This window comes from Streptomyces sp. NPDC057474, from assembly GCF_042802555.1.
In the GTDB taxonomy this organism is placed as follows: domain Bacteria; phylum Actinomycetota; class Actinomycetes; order Streptomycetales; family Streptomycetaceae; genus Streptomyces.
Map to the genome: position 1 here is coordinate 1 of NZ_JBHVDX010000057.1, position 15,074 is coordinate 15,074.

Annotated in this window: 16 protein-coding genes and 1 pseudogene; 6 read left to right on the plus strand and 11 right to left on the minus strand. The window is 68.6% G+C overall.

The genetic code is table 11. The annotated features are described in order from the left end of the window. Nucleotides 1–110: 110 nt before the first annotated feature. From ACFU53_RS18350 to ACFU53_RS18365, 4 genes and pseudogenes are all read right to left on the minus strand, one after another. A complete protein-coding gene (locus ACFU53_RS18350; protein WP_383992914.1) occupies nt 111–608 on the minus strand; it encodes a PA14 domain-containing protein in 498 nt (165 codons plus the stop codon). A 488-nt stretch (nt 609–1,096) separates the two neighbouring features. Then, the gene (locus ACFU53_RS18355) at nt 1,097–1,288 is read right to left on the minus strand and encodes a DUF397 domain-containing protein (protein ID WP_383992917.1); all 192 of its coding nucleotides are present in this window, start codon (nt 1,286–1,288) and stop codon (nt 1,097–1,099) included. Between the two features lie 9 nt (nt 1,289–1,297). Beyond that, nucleotides 1,298–1,945, minus strand: coding sequence for a DUF5753 domain-containing protein (locus tag ACFU53_RS18360; protein WP_383993028.1), 648 nt, complete (start codon nt 1,943–1,945; stop codon nt 1,298–1,300). A 36-nt stretch (nt 1,946–1,981) separates the two neighbouring features. Then, a pseudogene (locus ACFU53_RS18365) lies at nt 1,982–2,461 on the minus strand (helix-turn-helix domain-containing protein); the annotation flags it as partial. Between ACFU53_RS18365 and ACFU53_RS18370 the strand changes: the two are divergent. Together ACFU53_RS18370 and ACFU53_RS18375 are read left to right on the plus strand one after the other, a co-directional pair. Further along, entirely contained in the window at nt 2,414–2,845 is a 432-nt protein-coding gene (locus tag ACFU53_RS18370) for an ATP-binding protein (protein ID WP_383992919.1), read from the plus strand. The pseudogene ACFU53_RS18365 and the gene ACFU53_RS18370 sit on opposite strands and share 48 nt — an antisense overlap. A 236-nt stretch (nt 2,846–3,081) precedes the next feature. Next, a complete protein-coding gene (locus ACFU53_RS18375) occupies nt 3,082–3,624 on the plus strand; it encodes a Uma2 family endonuclease (protein ID WP_383992922.1) in 543 nt (180 codons plus the stop codon). Between the two features lie 17 nt (nt 3,625–3,641). Here the strand turns inward: ACFU53_RS18375 and ACFU53_RS18380 are convergent, their stop codons facing one another. From ACFU53_RS18380 to ACFU53_RS18390, 3 genes are all read right to left on the minus strand, one after another. After that, nucleotides 3,642–5,000: a zeta toxin family protein gene (locus ACFU53_RS18380; protein ID WP_383992925.1), complete on the minus strand. Its 1,359-nt coding sequence runs from the start codon at nt 4,998–5,000 to the stop codon at nt 3,642–3,644. After that, complete coding sequence (locus ACFU53_RS18385; protein ID WP_383992928.1) at nt 4,997–5,251, minus strand: hypothetical protein; 255 nt, start codon at nt 5,249–5,251, stop codon at nt 4,997–4,999. The genes ACFU53_RS18380 and ACFU53_RS18385 overlap by 4 nt, the downstream gene beginning before the upstream one ends. 147 nt (nt 5,252–5,398) lie before the next feature. Then, the gene (locus ACFU53_RS18390; protein WP_383992931.1) at nt 5,399–6,214 is read right to left on the minus strand and encodes an inositol monophosphatase family protein; all 816 of its coding nucleotides are present in this window, start codon (nt 6,212–6,214) and stop codon (nt 5,399–5,401) included. A gap of 910 nt (nt 6,215–7,124) precedes the next feature. On the opposite strand from ACFU53_RS18390, the gene ACFU53_RS18395 reads away from it, so the two are divergent. The 3 genes from ACFU53_RS18395 (at nt 7,125) to ACFU53_RS18405 (ending at nt 8,867) form a co-directional block, all read left to right on the plus strand. Further along, nucleotides 7,125–7,667, plus strand: coding sequence for a Uma2 family endonuclease (locus ACFU53_RS18395; RefSeq protein WP_383992933.1), 543 nt, complete (start codon nt 7,125–7,127; stop codon nt 7,665–7,667). Between the two features lie 290 nt (nt 7,668–7,957). Further along, the gene (locus ACFU53_RS18400; RefSeq protein WP_383992936.1) at nt 7,958–8,368 is read left to right on the plus strand and encodes a hypothetical protein; all 411 of its coding nucleotides are present in this window, start codon (nt 7,958–7,960) and stop codon (nt 8,366–8,368) included. A 64-nt stretch (nt 8,369–8,432) separates the two neighbouring features. After that, nucleotides 8,433–8,867, plus strand: a complete 435-nt coding sequence (locus ACFU53_RS18405; RefSeq protein WP_383992939.1) for a hypothetical protein — start codon at nt 8,433–8,435, stop codon at nt 8,865–8,867. 825 nt (nt 8,868–9,692) lie between these two features. Here ACFU53_RS18405 and ACFU53_RS18410 read toward each other — a convergent pair. Further along, complete coding sequence (locus ACFU53_RS18410) at nt 9,693–10,076, minus strand: hypothetical protein (protein ID WP_383992942.1); 384 nt, start codon at nt 10,074–10,076, stop codon at nt 9,693–9,695. Nucleotides 10,077–10,229: 153 nt separating this feature from the next. Here ACFU53_RS18410 and ACFU53_RS18415 point away from each other — a divergent pair, with 153 nt between their 5' ends. Continuing rightward, nucleotides 10,230–11,561: a hypothetical protein gene (locus tag ACFU53_RS18415; protein WP_383993031.1), complete on the plus strand. Its 1,332-nt coding sequence runs from the start codon at nt 10,230–10,232 to the stop codon at nt 11,559–11,561. A 25-nt stretch (nt 11,562–11,586) separates the two neighbouring features. Here the strand turns inward: ACFU53_RS18415 and ACFU53_RS18420 are convergent, their stop codons facing one another. The 3 genes from ACFU53_RS18420 to ACFU53_RS18430 are packed head-to-tail and all read right to left on the minus strand — an operon-like array spanning nt 11,587 to nt 15,065. Next, nucleotides 11,587–12,192, minus strand: a complete 606-nt coding sequence (locus tag ACFU53_RS18420) for a hypothetical protein (RefSeq protein ID WP_383992945.1) — start codon at nt 12,190–12,192, stop codon at nt 11,587–11,589. 53 nt (nt 12,193–12,245) lie between these two features. Beyond that, nucleotides 12,246–12,839, minus strand: coding sequence for a hypothetical protein (locus ACFU53_RS18425; RefSeq protein WP_383992947.1), 594 nt, complete (start codon nt 12,837–12,839; stop codon nt 12,246–12,248). A gap of 48 nt (nt 12,840–12,887) precedes the next feature. After that, nucleotides 12,888–15,065: a hypothetical protein gene (locus tag ACFU53_RS18430; protein ID WP_383992950.1), complete on the minus strand. Its 2,178-nt coding sequence runs from the start codon at nt 15,063–15,065 to the stop codon at nt 12,888–12,890. Nucleotides 15,066–15,074 lie beyond the last annotated feature (9 nt).

Here is a 15,074-nt window from a genome sequence, read left to right on the forward strand (position 1 = left end):
GTGCTGGTGCTGGTGCTGGTGCTGGTGCCTGGGCCGATGGCTGATCGTCGGCGGCCGGGGACGTTGCCGCCGACGATCAGACAGCCGGGGTGGGGGTTTGGTTGTACGGGTCAGTCGAGGTCCGGAGAGGCGGCCGCGTAGGTGCGGGGGGCGTAGGTGAAGGTGATGTCGGCGGCGCCGGTCCAGTTGACGTAGTCGACGCGGAGGGTGTGCTTGCCGGACGGGATGGTGACGGCGACGGTCTTCCACTGGGTGGAGGAAACGTTCTTCCAGATGTTCACCTCGCGTTCGCCGTCCACGTAGACGCGGACGCCGTCGCGGGCGGTGGCGGTCAGGGTGAAAGGGCCGCCGGAGCCGAAGTCCCGGGTGAGGGTCCAGCGGACGGCGAAGTTGTCCTTCGGGAGGGTCCTGGCGGGCGCCGCCGTTCCCCAGTTCTCGCTGACCTTCGCGTCGCAGTCCGTCTTCTTCGGCGTACCGGAGAAGGTGGTGTTCGCGTACATCTGCCGCTTGAAGGTGGGGAAAACGCAGGTCGAGGCCGCCTCGGCGGTCAGCGCGTAGACGGTGCCGGTGGCGGCGGTGAGCGCGGTGGCGAGGGCCGTGGTGCGCATGCGGCCACGCTTACGGCGGCGTCTGATCGGTCCTGCCTGCCCGTGAGAGGAACCCGCGGTCATGAGTTGCAGCCCTTTCGGCGGCCCATGGGGACGGAGCGAACGGTGTCGGCATGGGGGACGTGAGGCGCCACAGCGCAGGTGGGGCTGCTGGGGGAGCTGTACGCGTAGGCGTGAGAATAAGCCATGAGTTGTTGAATGCGAGAGCGTTCCGGATGCTGAGAAGGCTCGTGAGGCGGGGGTCCCGCTGATGGTCGGCAGATCTGGACCGGCATGCTGCACGGCACCGAGGACGAACCGGGAATCCGCCCCGGCGCGGTTGCGCGGCCGCGCGGAACGTGGTCGCCGTCCTGGCCTTCGACGTGTACGTGGCGGTCCTGGCCTACGCCGTCTCCCAACTGGGCCGACTCCTCCCCGAGGGACTCACGACACGCGTCGGGCACACCGAGGCCGGACAAGGCGGAGTGAGGCGGGGTGAGGTCGTCACCTCATCGGCGATCAGTCTCCGACTTGATGTGCAGCAGGAGCCGCGACAGGCCGCGGGTGTCTGTCCCGAGGATGACGTCCGGGGTGTCGCTCTCGCGGAGGCGGATGGTTCGGTCGGGGGCGGTGGCTATGTAGAGGCAGCTGCTTTCGGGGCCGCCGCTGAACGAGGACTTCTGCCAGTTCAGTTCGGACATCCGTGCCTCCTAGAGCGTGTAGAGCAGATGCTGGATGAGGGCCAGTGAGTCCTTCACCGAGTGTGCTTCGGGGGCCAACGATACGTCGACCGGGTTGAGGGCGTTCTCGGCCAATCGCTCGAACAACGCGTTGTACTGCTGGAGTTGAGTTGTTTCCCGTAGGTAGTCGGGCCCCGTGGCCCGGTCGAGCACCACCGTGCCGAGTCGCGCTCTGCCGGGAATGACGTGGACGAAGTTCCCGCTGAGTGCCGCGTACGCCTGCGCGCTGAACGGATAGACCTGGATGGTCACGTGTGGCAGGCGGGCCAGTTCGACGAGCCGTAGCAACTGCTCCCGTACGACCTGAACGCTGCCGAACCGCATGTGCAACGCCGCTTCGTGGATCACCGCATGCACGGAGGGCGGGCTCTTGCGGGCGAGGACGTGCTGCCGCTCCATACGGAACCGCAGGCCCTCCTCGATGTTCTCGAAGCCCAGCTTGGGGCTGTTGAAGATGGCCCGTGCGTAGTCGGCGGTCTGGAAGAGCCCCGGGACGAACAGCGACTCGTGCAAACGCAGGGTCACGGCTTCCGCCTCCAACTCGGCCAGGTTGAGAGCACCGGGCCCCAGCCGCTTCTTGTACGCGCTCCACCATCCTCTGCCGTTTGCCTCGGACATGGACACCAGTGCGTCAACGTAAGGCTCGTCTGTGCAACCGTACGTACGGCATAGCTCCAAAAGTCGCTCGGTCAGGATCGATGTGCGCCCCAGTTCGATATGGCTCAGCTGCGCCCGGCTCATGCTGATCCTCTGAGCGGCTTCCGCCGCGTTCAAGCCCGCCTGTTCGCGCAGTTGTTTGAGTTCGAATCCGAGGCGGCGCTGGCGTTCGCTGATGGTGGTGCGTAGTCCCACGGTGACTCCCTGCTGGCTCGCGCAAAGTCTGCACGGCGGTGCGTGATCGGTCCACTCGATCAGGTGACTAGGTTGAGATGTAGAGCCCTTGAGTTCTACCGTGAGTGTTGAATCGGTCACGTAATGAGATCGCTCGACTCTCCCTGCCCGTAAGCCGACAGAGCACCCGCGAGGGCAACGCCATCGCCGAGCAGTGGTATCCGACTCCCCTCCCTCCCGCTCAGGAGCCCCCCCATGGACCCAGCCCGCCGTGCCCCCCACCGTTCCGCCCAACTCACCCACGAATACAGCCTGTTCGCCCAGGCCGACGCGACCTCGCCCCGCCTGTGCCGGGACTTCGTACGGGCCGTCCTCTTCACCCACGACCGGGAACAGCTCGTCATGCCTGCCGCGTTGTGCACGTCCGAACTCGTCACCAACGTCCACCTGCACACCAAGGGCACCGCCATGCTCCGGATCCGCCTCACTCCGGCCCGGCTGCGGGTGAGCGTGTTCGACGAGAGCGCGGACCCTCCGGTCATGGTGCGACCGGCGAACGGGGGTGCCGCCTGCTGGGGGCGGGGGCTGGCGCTCGTGGACGAGATGGCGGACGGGTGGGGGGTCGCGGACGGGCGGGCGGGGCGGTTCGCGAAGGGGGTGTGGTTCGAGTTGGGGCTTGTCGGGTGAGTCCGTTTCTGCGTCACCAGTTCGAGTGAGCTGAGGACGTTTTCGCAGGTGAGACCGTATGGGTGCCTAGCTTGACGATGTTGCTTGTGCCCCGGGCACGCCAAGCCCACACTTGAGGAGGAGATGCCACCTTGACCGCTCTTGCACACGAGAGGCCCGAGACCATGTCCGAGGCTGGGGCTGAATTCGTGAACGGACCCGACCATGACGAGGGTCTGTGACAGGTATGGAAGGCCATGGAAATCCCCGAGGGCTACCGTGCTGAGATCATTGAGGGAGCCATCGAGGTGTCGCCCACCGATCGCTTCGCACATGCCCAGGTCGTCAACCGCCTGAGGGATGCCCTGGCGCTTCATCTGAAGGACAGCGACTACGGCGCCTGGAACGACGCGAACGTGATCCATGCGCGCAGGGCGTGGATTCCGGACGGACTCGTTGCGCCCCGGACCGCGGAGCTGATCGAGGACGAGGACGGTCTCGGGATCAAAGCGCAGGCTGTCTCGCTGGTCGTCGACGTGGTCTCGCCAGGCAGGAGCAACCAGGACCGTGATCGCGTCCGCAAGCGCCGCGAGCACGCCCGCGCAAGCATTCCTGCCTACGTGATCATCGACGATTACGACGGCCAGGGTACTGTCACCCTCTTTACCGGTCCTCGCCCCGATAAGGCCGACTGGGACGACATCCACCGCGTTCCCTACGGCACGGAGGTCGTCATCCCCGAAGGGCCGGCGAAGGGCTTCGTCATCGGCGAGGCGATCACGGGTTCGAAGCGGGGCTGAAGCGCGAAGCCGGGCCGTCAGTCGCCCATGCCGAGCCCCGGCTCCGGTCGCTGGTGGTCCGGCGGCGGTTGCTGCGGCTGCTGTGCGGGGCCGGGCGGTCGGCCGGTGCGGCCCTGAGGTACGCCCAACTGCCACAGGTGTGAACCGGGTACGCCTTTGTGGGGCGCGGGCTTGGGCTCGGCGGTGGGTGGCGTCGCATCCCGCTCTGCCTCGGCGGCCTTGGCCGGAGATGGGGCGTGTTCCGGAAGCGGCGTCTTCTCCTGGAGCGGGGTGGTGGTTCCGGGGCCTCCGCCCGGTGATTCCGTGCCCGTTTCCGTCGCTGTCCGCGTCTCCGGGCGTTGTTCCGGGCGCTGCCAGCGTTCCGGGACGGTCGACAGGCGGCGTACGGCGTTCCTGTCGCCGGCCTCGGTGGCGGGCAACGTCGCCGCCGACTCGGCCCCCGTGGCGAAGCCGGGGGCGGCGTCAGCGGTCTCGGCGGGCAGACCCGCATCCACCTCGGGATGAAGAAGAGGTGCGGCGATGACGAGCGCCCGTTGGAGCCGCGGTTCCCATTCGTGGGCCATCCGGGCCCGCAGGCTCGCGTGGAGGGTGAGGTAGGCCCGGCTCTGCTCCAGGGTGAACGGCTGGTTGCGCACGTCGTCCAGCACGGTGCGCGTGGCCACGGGATGGCGCAGTTCCCCGTCGCCCAGACGTTCGTTGCGGTGTACTGGCTCCATGCTTCCGCGCTGGTAGACGGCCTGCGCCGCGATACGCGGGTCCGCGTCGAGCCAGTCGGCGATCTCGGCGAGGTGCGCGTACCGCTGGTCGTGCAGGTCCGCGGCCACGATCCGCCCCTGACCGGTCCTCTCATGACCGAGCTGGTAGCGCTCCAGGATGCCGAGGTCGCTCACCGCGGCCGGGCACGCGAGCAGCGCCGCCTCGATCCGGTACGGCGCCCTGCCGTCGGCCTCGGCGGACAGTCTGGTGAGCAGGCGGTCGGTGACCTCCCGGTCGCGGAGGCCGTGCTCGACGATCAGATGTGAGCCCTGGTCGACGAGATAGTCGATCGCGGACTCGAACCACATCCTTGTCTGGGCCTGGATGAGGTCGTCGGCTCCTTGGGGGCCGTGCTCCGCGCGCAGGCGCTGGTACTCCGGATGGAACCCCCGAAACGCGTCCATGTCGATCGCGACGGGCCGGCTGCCTTCGGGATAGGTGGCCCTGATGTCGTGAGCGATGACGGTCTTTCCGGCGCCGGGTTGCGCGCTCAGTATGGTCGCGACGGGCTGGTCCTGCGGGACGGTACCGGCGAGCAGGGTTTGGGTGATCTGTTCGAAGAGCAGACTGGACTGCTCCTGCGGCAGCACGTACGTCCGGTCGCCTCCGGGGTCCCTCACCGGCTCAGGTCCTCCGCGATGGACTTCAGTACCGGCGCCTCACGGTCGAGCACTTTCTGGACGGCGTCGGAGTCCCTCGGGTCGAGCCCGACAAGCATCGAGTTCCACCGGTCACGCTTCTCGACCCATTCCCCCTCGCCGGCCACCACCCGGCTCGCGGCGTGACCGATCAGCTGGAGGAGAACATCACGCGCCACTTCATAGGCGGCACCGTTCTCCTGCGGAAGCTGTCGCGCTTCTTCCTGCGTCATGGTTGCTGGATTTCCCTTCGCTGCCCGTGTTCGCGAGCGGACACGGCTTCATGTTTCCTTGAGCGGGCGAACTTCCCGTGGACCTCAGGTACTTCCTGGCGCGGGCGAAGCCGCCTTGGAAGCCGTCACGGGGCGGCCCGCCTCCCGCTACCCCGTGCGGCCCTGCGTGGCGGCGAAGACAGCAGCGTGTTCCTCGACGAGAGCGGCCGCACGTTCGGCGACACCGGACGTGCCCAGGACGTAGGCGGTCTGACCGCCCGCCACGGGGAACTCCAGACACTGCCCGCCCGCAGCCCGCACCACAGCCCAACCCGCAGCCACGTCCCAGGGTTTGGTGCCGATGCCGATGTAAGCGTCCAACCCCCCGGTCGCGACGTCGAAGAGATCACACGAGGTGGATCCCGTGCGCCGGAAGTCCTGCACCTCCGGTAGGAGCCGGACAAGAGTGGACAGCGTCAGAGGTCGGCGTTCCTCGCTGATGGACACGCTCACCGAGACCAGGGCGGCGCTCAGTTCCTTCGTGGGGGACACGGACGGTGGCCCGTGACTGGACACGATCGTCCCGGTCTCGTCGCAGGCGATCCACCGCCCCGTGGCGGGCCGGATGATCGCGGCGGCCGAGGGAGTGCCGTTCACCTCGGCAGCGACGGCCACGGCGAAGTCGGCGCGTCCGTGGGCGAAGTTGGCGGTGCCGTCAATGGGGTCGATGATCCAGCGGACGTTCCCGCTGCCCTCCCGCTGCCCACCCTCCTCGCCCAGGATGGCGTCGTGTGGCCGGTGCCGGTGCAAGAAGTCGGTCACGGCGCTCTCCGCCGCGGTGTCCACATCGGTGACCAGGTCGCGGTGCGAGGACTTGGTGCGGACGGCGAAGCCTCCCTCCACCTGCGCGTTCGTGATGACGTCACAGCCACGCCGGGCGGCCTCCAGAGCCAACTGCCCGAGCTCCGACAGTTCCGTGGTCATTGGTGCCCCTTGCTCCTTCGTCGACAGCCGTCCCCGTGCCGCCATGAGCTGGGACACCCCAGTCCTCACCGAGAACCGCCAAGCGCGCATTGCTTGCCGAACTTCCTATCACCCGGGCAGGGGAGATCGGATGGTTTCGGCTCTTGGCGCCGTCGAGGGGCGCCTCCAGCCGGCGCAGCCTTCACGCGCTGGAGGACCCGGCTACGCGGAGGGCACGGAGGTCTCGGGGAAAGGTGGCAGTGAGTCGGTGACGAACCACCCCCGCTGAGGTACGGCGTATACCCAGCCTTCGTCGGCCGGCAGGACGAAGGCCCGCGCGGGCCGTCAGCCGCCCATGTCGAGCCCCGGCTCTGGTCGTTGGTGGCCCGGCGGCGGTTGCTGTGGCTGCTGGGTGGGGCCGGGCGGCCGGCCTGGGCGGTACTGGGGCACGCCCAACTGCCACAGGTGTGAACCGGGTACGCCATTGCCGGGTGCGGGTGCGGGTGCGGGTGAGCGTGTTCGACGAGAGCGCGGACCCTCCGGTCGTGGTGCGGCCGGCGAACGGGGGTGCCGTCTGCTGGGGGCGGGGGCTGGCCCTGGTGGATGAGATGGCGGACGGGGGGGGCGGACGGGCGGGCGGGGCGGTTCGCGAAGGGGGTGTGGTTCGAGTTGGGGCTCCAGGAGCTCGTGGGGTGAGTCGTTCCTGCGTCACCAGTTCGAGTGAACCGGGGACGTTTCCGCAGGTGAGCCCGTATGGCTACCTAACGTGACGGCGTTGCTTGTGTGCCAAGCACGCCAAGCCCACACTTGAGGAGGAGGTGCCACCTTGACCGCTCTTGCACATGAGAGGCCCGAGACCATGTCCGAGGCAGGGACTGAATTCGCGAATGGACCCAGCCTGGACGAAGCCTTGTGGCAGGTATGGAAGGCCATGGACCCACCCGAGGGCTACCGCGCTGAGATCATTGAGGGAGCCATCGAGTTGTCGCCCACCGCCCGCCGCTCGCACGGCCTGATCACCAATCGTGTCCGCAGGGCCCTGGACAGGTTCCTGGACGGCGGCGAGTACGCCTGCCACCAGGATGTGAACGTGATCCACCACCGCAAGGCATGGGTTCCAGATGCCTTCGTCGCTCTTGAGGACACCGAACCGTGCCGCGACGAGGAAGACATGGGCGTCGTCGCCGACTCCGTCCACCTCATCGTCGAAGTAGTCTCCCCGGGCAAGCGGAACCAGGACCGGGACCGGGTGAAGAAGCGGCGCGAGTACGCCCGCGCAGGTATCCCGGTGTACGTCATCATCGACGGCTACGACGGCGAGGGCGCCGTCACGCTCTTCACCAGGCCTCGCCCCGACAAGGCCGACTGGGAGGACGTTCATCGCGTCCCCTACGGCACCGAGGTCGTCATCCCCGAGGGCCCGGCCAAGGGGTTCGTGATCGGAGAGACGGTCACGGGGCCGAAGCGGGCCTGAAGCAGGGCCGACCGCGCTCACCGCAGAAGGCGGCCTTGGTCCGTCAGCCGCCCATGCCGAGCCCTGGCTCCGGACGCTGGTGGCCCGGCGGCAGTTGCTGTGGTTGCTGCAGGCGGCTTGTGCGGCTCTGGGGTACGCCCAGCTGTCACAGGTACGAACCGGGTGCGCTGTCCGGTCGTCGTGCTGAGAGGCCCGCCGGGGTGCGTGCCGCTTGAGGGAGGCATGGCGCCGTGCGGGCGCAGAGAATCGCACCTTGCCATTATCGTCGTGTCGACGATAATCTCGGGATCATGAACCATGTGCCTTCACGACCCACCGCTCAGGCCTCAGAGACGACCGACGAGGAACTGGCCCAGCTAGCAGCGGAAATGGCCACGAGCTGGGTCTCCGCCGGCACCCCCTTGTCGCAGAACCAAGGATGGGATCTGGTCGGTCTGCAGTACGCCGGGTCCGCGCAGGGCGAGATGCACGCCTGGCGCCGCGTCGGGGCCTGGGAGCAACATCTGGTTCAGGTACTGGCGGCCGATGACGACTCCGAGGAGGCGCGCGGCCGCGTCGCTGTGGCGAGGAGCGAGGCGGTCTCGCAGATGCGCGACATGCTTCTCTCCGGCATCCGCTCGGCTGAACAGCTCAACAGGACCTGGGTCAACTCCATCGACCCCCGCGCCGAGCTGCGTGCCTTCATCAGCCGAAGCCAGTAGACCGGGCGGACGGGGCGGGGATTCCGACCGACACCACCGAAATGCCTCAACGAAGGGAGCACCAATGGCCTTTGACTTCTACGTCGCGGGGACCATCGAGCTGCGCCCACCAGTCCCGCTCGCACGACTGTCGGAACTGATCGACCAGGACGCGTTCCCTGGAGGGTTCCAGGTCGCGCCGTACGGACTGGACGAGCCGGAGCTGGCCGAACTGGTCACCCGGGCCCACTGGGTGCTCGTTCCGGACGCTGACGCGGGCACTGACGACCAGGGCCGTCCGCGGGCCATCAAGTACCTGCGTGTGAGCGATCCCGGGGTCGAGTCGCTCGAGGTCGACGAGCGACTTCGGGGCTTGTCGGCGGGGATGGGTGGTGCGGACCATGCGTTCCACGGTCATCTTCGCTACTGGGGTGACACCGGGGGTGAGGATGGCGTGATCGAGCCCTACGAGAACGGCAAGTCGCCGGCGTGGCGCCAGATCGGCGGCCGGTTCTGGTGACGACGCCAGGCAGGCGTGAGCGGCCCTGACAATCAGCCCGGTGCCGGGCCATCCACGCGCCGAGGCGGCCAGTTCCTCGTCGCGCCAGTACGCGCGGCCGGGGGCCTCCGGGAACCGTCGGTGCCCCCCCCCGCCCAGACGGGCGTGCCCAGCACCGCCTGGGCGGCGTGTTGGTCGGGGGTGCGGTCGGCAGTCAGGGCGGGCATGGGGTGGCTCCTCGGGGCGTACGGGGATGCCGCTAGACGCGGCCGTTCGGGCTGCGAGGGTCCCTCGGGGGCGGGGTAGGGGATGCCGGCGGCTGGGGGGTGACCGGTGGCCGTGGCGCGGCGGGCGGATCGGGGTTCGTCGGTCGGGGGTGCGGTGCCGACGGCTCCGGTGCCGTCAGGCGGGGCCGCTGGGTCGATGGTTGCGGCTGCGGTTGCTGGGGTGCCTTCGACTCTTTTCGCGATGACGATGGGAGGCGGTTGTCCAGGACCTGTTATGCGTCGGATCGCCAAGATGTTGGAGCAACGGGGCCGAGTAGCCCAGGTTGTGACGCTCCTACAGCCAGCGGATCTCGGCAACGTGGACGTCTGGGCGGAAACGCGTGCTGACGCGTTTCATGTGCAGGTCGGCCTGGGACGCGTTCAGCGGAGCACTGTTGTCTGGGTCGAACAAAAGGGCCGCCACGGCCCCGTCCGCCTCGATTACCACGACCAGTCGGCCGGCACCCGAGCCCTCCTCGCGCACGCCGGCCCGGGATTCCCCCTGCCCTGCGGCGCGTGACAGTTGAGCCCGCCCCTCGCATCGGCGGGTGTCGGCTCGGTTTGGGAGCCCGTTCCAAGTTCATTCGTTGCGACTGATGAAGCGGCGTAGGTCGGCGCGGGGGTCGGCGCGGCGTGCTTCCTCTCGTTGGGGGTTGAGGTGTTCCGCTGTGCGGATGCCGGAGAGGAGCATGTCGCGCATTTGGGAAGCCGCCTCCCCCTTCGCCCTGGCGATACGGGCGCGGCCTTCATCTGAGTCATCGGCCGTTGCGAGCGTCTCGGACAGTCGGCGTTCCCAGGTCTCGACTGCCTCCCAGGCCCACATCTCCGTGTGTCCGGAGCCGGGGTGTTGCAGAGCGACCAGTTGCCACCCTCGGTCCTGTCGGTCCCGTGACAAGGAGGTGGCGGCGGAGACCCAGCCGACGGCCAGTTCCGCCGCTCGCTGCGCCAGTTCGTCATCCGTCATCCGGGAAAGGTCGGACGGTGTTCGCGGTGCCGGGCTGTTCATGATCTAGACTTTATCGTCAAAGAGACGATAATCGCAAGGATGGCAGCGCGCGTAAGGATCGGCCGTCGAAGGTCGGCCTCCGTACCGAGGGAGTTGATTTCCTTGTCAGTTGTGAACGGTGAGCCGGTATCCGGCCCCAAGGTCCACACGACACCGCAGGAGTTGGCGATGGAGCTCGCCGTACTGACCGAAGTCGACTGGCGGAAGGTGTGGCCAGGAGCAGGCGGAGGCTACGAGCCCGACCCCGCGTGGCTCGCCCAGTTCGACTGGAAGGTGATCGACTTCCGGTGGCGCACCAACGACTGGGGGCCGATAACGGTGCAGACCCGCACCGGGAAGCGGCATCACCTGGAGACCACGGCGTCCCATTCGCAGGATTACGCCCGGGCCTCCCACCGACTCTGGACCGGCGGCGATCCAGACCGGCACAGGGGGGTGCACGACAGGGAAGCGGCCGAGGCGGCCACGGCGTGGGGCGAGTACCTGGCGGCCGCTCGGAGTGTTCTCGGCGCGCCGACATGGGACGGCGCCTGGGACGGCGCCGGATTTCCCGTCAGCTTCGGCAGGAGGGGCGGATCCCCTGACAAGCGGCGGCGGTACAACCCTTACCGGTTGGCCGTGTGGAATCCGTCGGAGCCCGGGTCCGCCGTGATCGCCCTCAAGGTTTACGCCGACGCCTACGGCCGACACTCTGTCGACCTGAACCTGCACGACCCCGCACGCATCGTCCTGGACGACAGCGACGCGGAGGTGGAGAAGGTCATCCACGTCACCACCAAGGGCGAGGCCCCAGGGACCCGGCGATTCTTCGGCGATCCGGACCCGGTGGACAAGCCCGACACGACCTGGCAGGACGTGGCCGCACAGCTGAGAGCGGTCTCGACCTGGGACTGGGACGCGATCTTCGGCGCCCACCAGTGGAACCGGGCATTCGCCTCAGTCGACGAACTGGAGCGCTGGGCGCGGCGACTCGACTGGACCGTGTCAGGCATCGACAGGTCCGACTGCGTCTCCGTCACCACGCGGGAGGGCCTCCCCTTGTGGCTGCCCCCGGTGCTCCGGTACCCCGCACGCGTGAACTGGCTGGAGGCCAAGCTCTGGAGGATCAGTTCCAGGCCCTCCTCGCGCCACCACAGGAACGTGCTCGACCCTGCGGACGCCCTGTGGACGGACTGCGTGGCGGCGGCCACCGAGATCCTGGGCGAACCCGGGTACTGCGGTCACCCCTACGGATCGGGGTACCCGAAAGAGTGGAAGAGCCGGAGCCAGGGCCTGTACTTCAAGATCGACACCCATTGCGTGGCGATATGGCCCTCGGCGGGCGAGCCCGCTCCCGCTATCGGGCTCTTCATGCAAGGCGGATTCTTGGAGCGGGGTCACGAAGGCGAAGCCGCACAGCTCGACCTGCGGATCTGGCGCCCGGCCACACCCCGCGTCATCTGACGACCGCGCCACGATGTCGTGCGGATCAGATCTCGGGCGGGCGGCAGGTGATGTTGATCAAAGGCCTTCGCAGTTCGCCCGGTTCGAGTGCGGTGCCCAGGTTCACCTTGAGCACGGTGACGCGGTCCTCGGGATGGCGCTCCCGCCAGATCGTGATCCGGTACGGGCTCATGTCCTCCAGCCGAAGGTCGCGGGGCATGAGCCAGTGGTGCTCGTGCCAGGGCTCGGGGAAGTCCGGGTCGTCCCAGGCGCCCGAGTACTCCGGTTCACCGAGGAGGGGCCGGAGGGCCGCTTCGTAGGCGCTCCAGGCGTCGGCCGCCCGGTCGAGGACGGCGTCGTTCTCGGAGGTGTTGTCGGCGCTCAGCCCCCAAGGGGCCCAGCTGACGAGCTTCACCGGTGCCCAGCCACGCTCCTGGACGGGGTAGAGCACCATGCCCTGCCCGGTGGAACCGGTGACGTCCAGAACCCACTCGGCGGACCGCGGCTTCCAGCCGAACTGGGCGCACCAGTCCTCCAGCGGACGGCCCGGAGCGGGCGGTCCCGCCCACACCGTGGGCCAGTGCACCCGCTCGAGCGCCCGGAACTCGTCGGCCAGTTGGGCGGGAGTCCGGTTACTTCTCACGGTCGCCACTACCTGTCACCTTTCTCGAAGACCTCTCTCGCAGACGTTTCTCGAAGACTGTGTCAACGGTGATCCTCTGCGCGGTGGCAGTGCAGTTCGATCCGCGTGTTCGCGAGATAAGGCCGTTCCTCGGAGCCCATGCCGAGCAACACGGTGAGTTCGATCAGCGGTGATCCCGGGCCGTCGAGGTGCCACAGCGTCAGGCGTTGCGGCCGTGGTGCGCCGCTTCGGGGAGTGTGCCGCGGCACCACGGGGAAGTCACGGAAGTCCTGCGCGCCCTGCCACGAGGGCGTTCCCAACTCCGCGGTGATGGCGTCCGCGTAGGCCTGCGAACGCTCGAAGGCCATATCGCGCAGTCGTGGGTTCTCGTCGAGCGTCTCCCCGCGGACCGCCCAGACGGTCGAACTGATGGACGTGACCGGCTGTCTGGCCTTCCCGTGCCGGAGGAAGCGAAAGCGTCCGCCGGGCGCCGTACGCACGTACTGCAGGGGGTTTTGGTGCCAGAGGGGCTCCCAGCTGAGGCCCCCGTACCACTGCTTCAGGTCTTCCTCGTCCTCCGGCATCGCGGACCAGCGCCCGGGCCAGCCGCTGATCTTGAGCGCGAGGAGTTCGTCGAGCACCTGCCGTGGGCTGCGACCTGCGATCAGGTGGGCCATGGAGTGCGCCTCGTCTCCTGGATTGCTGTGTCCATCGGGAGTCTCCGGCTACTGCTGCCCCGGCCAGTTCGGCGGCGGTCCCTGGGTCCAGCCGCCCGGGGGCTGCTGGGGCGGGGCCGGCTGCTGGGGCATGCCCCAGGCACGGGCGTCGGCGGGCTGTCCCGGTGACGGCCACTGGGTTCCCGGGGCCGGCGGCGGCGCCGGGGCGTACGGCTGCTGGGGCGCTCCGGCGTACGGCTGTTGCGGTGCCTCGGGCTGCTGCACAGGAGTGTAGTGCTGCTGCTGTGGGTCCGGGTACGCCTGCTCGGCGGCGATGGCGGGGGCGGGGCTGTGGTGCGGCAGGGTGTCGAAGCGGGGCAACGGCTGCGTGCTCACCCGGTCCAGCAGGACGACGTTGGGGTTGCAGTCGGCGGCGTGCACCTGCACGGCACCGCCGGGCTGCCGCTCCACCACCAGCAGGTTGAACTCGGCGAGCGACTGGAGCTGCGTGGGTTCGAGGGCGTACTCGTAGACGCGCTGCCGCCCGGTCGCCAGGCTCGTGCTGTCACTGTCGCCGGTCGTGTGAGTGGTGGACTCGTTCGTGGTGTGGGTGACGCTCGTGGAGGTGCCGGTCGTCTCGCTGTAGCTGCCGCCCGAGTTGGTGGAGTCCGATGTCGAGAGCGGGTTGAACCAGCCCTGGTAGGTCGTGGAGCTGCTGCTGCCCCAGTTCCGGCCGTACGTCTCCGAGTGGCTGGTGGTGGTGCCGCGGCTGGTGGAGGATCCGATCGTCTTGGCGACGGACGTGTTGACGGTCCGGCCCTCGGTGTCCGTCAGGGAGTGCAGGACGAAGGAGTGGTGGCGGCCCAGGAAGTCGGCGGCGACCGTGGCCTCCTGGTGGTTGCCGAGCCGCATGAAGGCGACCGTTCCGCCGCCGATGAGTTCCTCGCCGGCTTCCCTCAGATGCGAGTGCACCAACGTGAGTTGGGCGCCCCGTCGTTCGCAGAGCTGGGCCAGTTGTTCGAGGTGGCGTCGCTGGAGGCCCTGGTCGCCGAGCATCACGACGACGCACGGGGCCTCCTCCTGGAACGAGGAGAGCCGCCGCATCACGCTCTGCACGGCGAGGTCGGCCAGCAGCTCCGTGCCCGCCGAACCCGCGCCGAAGTCCAGGGCGACGCATGTCAGATAGCCGGGCCCGCGCCCCTCACGGGCCGTTCCCAGCTGCTCCAAGGGGTGCACGAAGGAGGCCAGCCGGAAGAGGCTGTCCCGTAGCTGGTCCTTGTTCTTGTCGCTGAACAGATCGTCCGCGATGCGGTTGCGCTCCTCCCTGCTCAGCGCCTTGGCGTCGTCGGCCTCACCCACCAGGACCCGCAACCCGGCACCGAGCCGCGCCAGGGACACGTCTGTGCCCAACGCGCCGCACAGTTGGGTGAGGATCCGGGTGTACACGGCACGCTCGGCCCGGTCCGACTCGGGGCTGTCCCCGTGCATGGCCTCGACCAGGGCCTGCACCAGTTCGTGGGGCGCGAGCCCGCCCACGATGCCGCTCTCCGTCATACGGCTGGGCAGCAGCTGCACGTCCACGGGCACGCCGCCCGCCTCGGCGAGCACCGACAGCTCACGGCACACCAGGGACTGGGTCAGGTCCAGCACGATCAGCGGCCGTTCGCGCAGTGTCGACGCACCGAACACCGTGAGGAAACCCTCGCGGCCGCGCTGGCTGCCGCCGAAGACGTCCAGTCGCCGGGTGCCCGCCCCGAAAGGCAGCGCGCCCCAGGCGTCCAGACCGGCGACCCACTGCGTCTGCTGGGTCTCGTGAAGCGTCCAGCGCTGGTGCCATGACTGCCAGTCGTACTGGAAACGTTCCTCCAGCGTCTTCGCCTGGGCGGTGCGGGCGCGGGTGGCGACGGAGAACCGCAACGAGGCGACGAGGACGCGTACCACCTGGATGCCGACGATGACACCGCCGATGGTGAGCATCACCGTGAAGAGGAGGCTCAGCAGGTAGGAGACCACCGCGACGGGGATACCGATCCTCAGCGCGGAGCTGATGCGGTCCTTGCGGTCGAGCCGGGCGGCCTGCACACGGTTCTCGTAGCTGCCGTCCAGCTCTTGGCGCTGCGGCTCGGCTTCGACGAAGGACTGACGCAGCGACTCGGGGTCACGGTAGATCCAACCGACGCGCTGGCCGGCGTCGAAGAGTCTCAGATACGGGCCGAGCTGCCCGGCCTCGGTGTTCTCGATCGTCATGGGAGGGCT